Raw genomic sequence first — 5,352 nt, forward strand, 5'->3', positions numbered from 1 at the left:
CCACACCCACCACACCCCTCGCGGCCCCCGCGGCTCAAGCGCGCCGTCCGGGCGGGCGCCGTACGGGGACTCGTCCCGCCCTGGCTGTGGACCCGGCTGCAGCCGACCGGCGTATGGGAGCTGCACACCTGCGACGGCACCCCCTTCCGCTACGCGGCCGCCGAGGACGACGAGCACAGCCGCAGCTTCGTCTGGACGGACCTGCGGCACTGGGAGGAGGCCACCTGCCCGGTCTTCTGCGCGCTGGCCCGCCGCTCCCGCGGCTTCCTCGGGGTGAGCGCGGGCACGGGCACCTGCGCGGGCCTCTACACGCTGCTCGCCTGCACCGCGAACCCCGCGCTGCGCGCGGTCACCGTCGAGCCGCACCCCGCGGCGGCGGGGCGGCTGCGCCACAACCTGGCCGTCAACGGGCTGGAGCAGCGGGTCAGCGTCGTCGAGCGGGCCCCCACCGACCGCGCCGTCGGCCCGCTCCCCGTCGACCTGGTGAAGATCGACGGGGCCGGGCCCGCGGCGGACGTCCTGCGCGGCATGCCCCGCACGCTCGCCCGGCACCGCCCGATCGTGATCGCCGGGTGCCCGGACCGGGACGCGCTGGACCGGCTGCGCGCGGAGGGCGCCGCACACGGCTACGAGACGGTGCTGCACCTGGGCACGGCGGGCCCGCGCCGCGCGCCCGAGGGCTTCACCCCGCCCGCGCGTCACCGCAACTTCCTGCTGACGGCGGGCTGAGGGCAGGCTGGGGGCGTCCGGGACGGGCGACGCACATCACCGTCGGGGCGGGTACAGAGCGCTCCGGAAAGTGGGTAGTCTCGTACGGACTGGATAAGTTACTGCTTAGTAGACCGGACGCTTCGTCAACCCCGCTGTGCTCCGAGGAGCCCCGTTATGCAACTCGCCGCGATCATCGTGTCGCTGGTCCTCATCGCGGTCGCACTCGCGCTGTTCGGCCGCGCCGTCCTCCAGATCCTCACCTTCGTGCGGCTCGGCCGGCCGGTGCCCGCGGGATCGCGGACCGACGCCCCCAAACAGCGCACCATCACGCTGGTCAAGGAGTTCCTCGGGCACACCCGGATGAACCGCTGGGGCGTCATGGGCGTCGCACACTGGTTCGTCGCGATCGGCTTCTTCACCCTGCTCCTGACCATCGTCAACGCCGTCGGCCAGCTCTTCCAGGCCGACTGGCTGCTGCCGCTCATCGGCGACTGGCTGCCCTGGGCGATGTACGTGGAGTTCATGGGCACCATGACGGCCGTGGGGATCCTCGTCCTCATCGTGATCCGGCAGCTCAACAAGCCGACGCGGGCGGGCCGCAAATCCCGCTTCACGGGCTCCATCACCTGGCAGGCGTACTTCGTCGAGGCCGTCATCCTCATCGTCGGCGTCTGCATCGTGGTGCTGCACGCCCTGGAGGGCGCCCTGCACGGGGCCGACCACTACGAGGCCGAGTACTTCATCTCCTACCCCCTGGTCGCGGGCTTCAGCGAGCTGAGCACCGGCACGCTGCAGAACCTGACGTACTTCTTCGCGATGCTCAAGATCGCCACATCCTTCATCTGGATGATCACGGTCGCGCTGAACACCAACATGGGCGTGGCCTGGCACCGCTTCCTGGCCTTCCCGAACATCTGGTTCAAGCGCGAGGCGGCGGGCGGCACCGCGCTGGGCGCGCTGCAGCCGATGGTCTCCGGCGGCAAGGAGATCGACTTCGAGACAGCGCTGGACGAGTCCGACGACGAGAACGCGGAAGAGGTCCGGTTCGGCGTCTCGCAGGTCGAGGACTTCTCCTGGAAGGGCATCCTCGACTTCTCCACCTGCACCGAGTGCGGACGCTGCCAGTCGCAGTGCCCCGCCTGGAACACCGGCAAGCCGCTCTCCCCCAAGCTGCTGATCATGTCGCTGCGCGACCACGCGTACGCCAAGGCCCCGTATCTGCTCGCGGGCGGCGGCAAGACCATGGAGGGCGAGGAGAAGGCGTCGGCCGAGCAGTTGGCCGACGTCCCGGCGGAGGCGCTGGCGGAGGCCGAGCGCCCGCTGATCGGCACCGCCGAAGCGAACGGCGTCATCGACCCGGACGTGCTGTGGTCCTGCACCACCTGCGGCGCCTGCGTCGAGCAGTGCCCCGTCGACATCGAGCACGTCGACCACATCGTCGACATGCGCCGCTACCAGGTGATGATCGAGAGCGCGTTCCCGAGCGAGGCCGGGACGATGCTGAAGAACCTGGAGAAGAAGGGCAACCCCTGGGGCCTGGCCAAGAAGCAGCGGCTGGAGTGGACCAAGGAGCTCCAGCAGGAAGCCGGCTTCGAGGTGCCGGTCGTCGGCAAGACGGTCGAGGACCTGACCGAGGTCGAGTACCTGTACTGGGTCGGCTGCGCCGGCGCGCTGGAGGACCGCGCGAAGAAGACGACGAAGGCGTTCGCCGAGCTGCTGCACATCGCGGGCGTGAAGTTCGCGATCATGGGCGGCGACGAGAAGTGCACCGGCGACTCGGCGCGGCGGCTCGGCAACGAGTTCCTGTTCCAGCAGCTCGGCGAGGAGAACGTCGCCACGCTGAACGCCGCGTTCGGGGAGGACGACGAGGACGAGAGCACCAGGAAGCCGAAGTCGGCGAAGAAGATCGTCTCGACCTGCCCGCACTGCTTCAACACGATCGCCAACGAGTACCCCCAGCTGGGCGGCGAGTACGAGGTCATCCACCACACCCAGCTGCTCCAGCACCTCATCGACGAGGGCAGGCTGGTGCCGGTCACCCCGGTCGAGGGCCTGATCACCTACCACGACCCGTGCTATCTGGGCCGCCACAACCAGGTCTACACGCCTCCGCGCGAGATCATCGGCCGGGTGCCGGGGCTGCGGAACGAGGAGATGCACCGGCACAAGGAGCGCGGCTTCTGCTGCGGCGCGGGCGGCGCCCGGATGTGGATGGAAGAGCGGATCGGCAAGCGGATCAACAACGAACGCGTGGACGAGGCGCTCTCCCTCGACCCGGACATCGTCTCCACGGCCTGCCCGTTCTGCCTCGTCATGCTGACGGACTCCGTCAACGGCAAGAAGAACGATGGCAAGGCCAAGGAGAACCTCCAGGTCGTCGACGTGGCCCAGCTGCTGCTCGACTCCGTGAGGACACCGGCCGACCCCTCCGAGGACGAGCCGTCCGAGAAGGAGCCGGAGCCGGAACCGGCCAAGTAGGGGCCCGGCCAGGAGGCCGAACGGGCCCCACCCACCTCCCCAATCGGCCAAAACCAAACGCCATGCCCTGCCAACCCGGGGGACCACCCCCGGACCCCCGGCCGGACGGCCGAACGAACCCCACCAACTCCACTATCGGCCAAAACCAAACGCCATGCCCTGCCAACCCGGGGGACCACCCCCGGACCCCCGGCCGGACGGCCGAACGGACCCCACCAACTTCACAATCGGCCAAAACCAAACGCCATAAAGCGCCAATACGGCCGGATCCGCACGGTGCGGGTCCGGCCGGTGTGGGTTTTTCCGCGAGCCATGGTCAAATGCGATCAGTTGATGCACCACACGAGCCAATCCGCCGTCGCGGTATACCCATCGCCCGATCCCCGTCCTAGCCTCCTTAGCGGCGAAGCGGAGGAAGCGTGCGGGCGCGTCAGCGCCACGTGGGCATGCGCGCTCGGCAGCGCGCCCGACGGACGCGAGGAGGACGCGAGTGTCGGACCGCGACGGACCGGTACCCGACGGCACGGTGTGGCGCCCGCCACCCGGCGCCCGGACCATCCCGGTGCAGCGGATACGCCCCGGCCAGCACGCCTTCGCCGCCTACGGGAGCGAGGCCGGCCAGTGGGAGGTCGTCAGCGCGTTCGTCCGGCACGGCCTGGCCCGCAGCGAGAAGGTGCTGCTCTTCCTCCATCCGCGGGTGTCCACGGACGAGGTGCTCGCCGGGCTGGGCGCGGGGACGTCACCGCTCGCCACCGCCTGGGACCGCGGGCAGGTGACGGTGAGCAGCATGCGCGCGCTGATCGCGCCGCACCGCGAGTTCACCTCCGCGCGCCAGTGGCACCGGCTGACGGAGGAGGCCGAGCTCGCCGTCCGGCAGGGGTACGCCGCGCTGCGCGCGTACATCGACATGGCCTGGGTCGACGACCTCGGTACCGATATCGCCTCCGTGCTGGAGCGCGAACGCTCGGCCGAGCACCTGTTCACCAACCGCCGCTACAGCGAGGTCTGCGCCTACGACCACCGCGCCTTCGGCCCCGAGGCGCTGCGCACGCTGCGCGCCGCGCACCCCGTCCATCTGCTGGACGCGCCCGGCTCCCTGCGGGCCGAGCACGGCGCCGGAGGCGGCACGCGGAGCATACGGCTGCTGGGCGAGGCGGACATCGCCACGCACGCCGAGTTCGCCGCGGCGCTGCGCGACGCCTTCGCGCGCGCCCGGCCGGACGGACCGCTCCACGTCGACCTGACCGCGCTGCACTTCCTCGGCGCGAGCTGCGCCGCCGACCTGCTGCGGCAGGCGGCGGGTGCGGCGGCCGCGGCCAGTGCCGGGGCCGGGGCCGGGGCCGGGGCCGGCGGACCCGACGCCACGACCGTCCGGTGCACCCCGATCCAGGCGCGCACCCTGCGCCGGCTCGGCTCCGACGCCGTCCGTTCACTGACCCTCGTCGAGGAGGGAAACGGATGCTGACTCCCGAGCTGCTCTGCCGTCTCCGCTTCACACTCCGGGACCTGCCCCGGCTGCGTATCGAGGTCGATACGTGCGCGGCCTGGGCCGGGCTCTGCGAGCCGCGCAGGGGGGAGTTCGTGGTCGCGGTCGACGCCGTCGCCACCAACGCCGTCGAGCACGCCGGCGGCGGGGGGCAGCTGCTGCTGCGGCACATCGGCAACGAGCTGGAGTGCCAGGTGACCGACTCCGGGCCCGGCTTCAGCGAGGACGTCATCCCGGAGCTGCTGCCCGGTCTGGACGGGGCGCCCACCGGCCGCGGCCTGTGGCTGGCCAAGCTCGTCACCGACCGGTTCACGGTCGGCGCAGCGGGCCGCACCGGAGCGCTCGTCACCCTCGCCGTCCGGCTGCCGGGCCCGTGAGGGGGCAGGGCCCGTGACGGGGCAGGGCGGCCCACGGGAGCGCGCGGGAGCCCGCGACGGCGCGGGTGGGGTTGGCCACATCCCGGAGTGACGCCCGCACCACCGGGTTCCCCTAGGGGATGTCACAGGTCAGCAGCGATGTCCGGCCAGTTTCCGGCAGCCGTGGCACCGAGGTCCGGGCGACAAGGTACGTTCGATTACGTGGCAGGTTTCAGGAGCGGACGCGGCCGGGGTTCCCGGGGCGCGCAGCAGCATGGGCAGTACCCCCAGCAGCCCCAGCGACCCCAACAGCCCCCGCAG

At 71.4% G+C, this 5,352-nt stretch carries 4 protein-coding genes; all 4 read left to right on the top strand.

The window, feature by feature from the left end; genetic code table 11:
- The coding region (locus G5C65_RS30350) for a class I SAM-dependent methyltransferase (protein WP_206442435.1) at window positions 1-729 on the top strand (729 nt) is incomplete at its 5' end.
- A 156-nt stretch (window positions 730-885) separates the two neighbouring features.
- Window positions 886-3,189 (top strand): (Fe-S)-binding protein, encoded by a 2,304-nt coding sequence (locus G5C65_RS30355; RefSeq protein ID WP_165302262.1) that lies wholly within the window; start codon window positions 886-888, stop codon window positions 3,187-3,189.
- Window positions 3,190-3,679: 490 nt separating this feature from the next.
- Window positions 3,680-4,654 (top strand): MEDS domain-containing protein, encoded by a 975-nt coding sequence (locus G5C65_RS30360; RefSeq protein WP_338146740.1) that lies wholly within the window; start codon window positions 3,680-3,682, stop codon window positions 4,652-4,654.
- Complete coding sequence (locus G5C65_RS30365) at window positions 4,648-5,052, top strand: ATP-binding protein (protein ID WP_165302263.1); 405 nt, start codon at window positions 4,648-4,650, stop codon at window positions 5,050-5,052. The genes G5C65_RS30360 and G5C65_RS30365 overlap by 7 nt, the downstream gene beginning before the upstream one ends.
- The last annotated feature ends 300 nt before the right edge of the window (window positions 5,053-5,352 follow it).

The organism is Streptomyces boncukensis, assembly GCF_011045075.1.
In the GTDB taxonomy this organism is placed as follows: domain Bacteria; phylum Actinomycetota; class Actinomycetes; order Streptomycetales; family Streptomycetaceae; genus Streptomyces; species Streptomyces boncukensis.

Excerpts from the sequence above, each read along its gene's own strand:
- G5C65_RS30355 (WP_165302262.1), top strand. The coding sequence starts at position 886 with ATGCAACTCGCCGCGATCATCGTGTCGCTGGTCCTCATCGCGGTCGCA.
- G5C65_RS30365 (WP_165302263.1), top strand. The coding sequence starts at position 4,648 with ATGCTGACTCCCGAGCTGCTCTGCCGTCTCCGCTTCACACTCCGGGAC.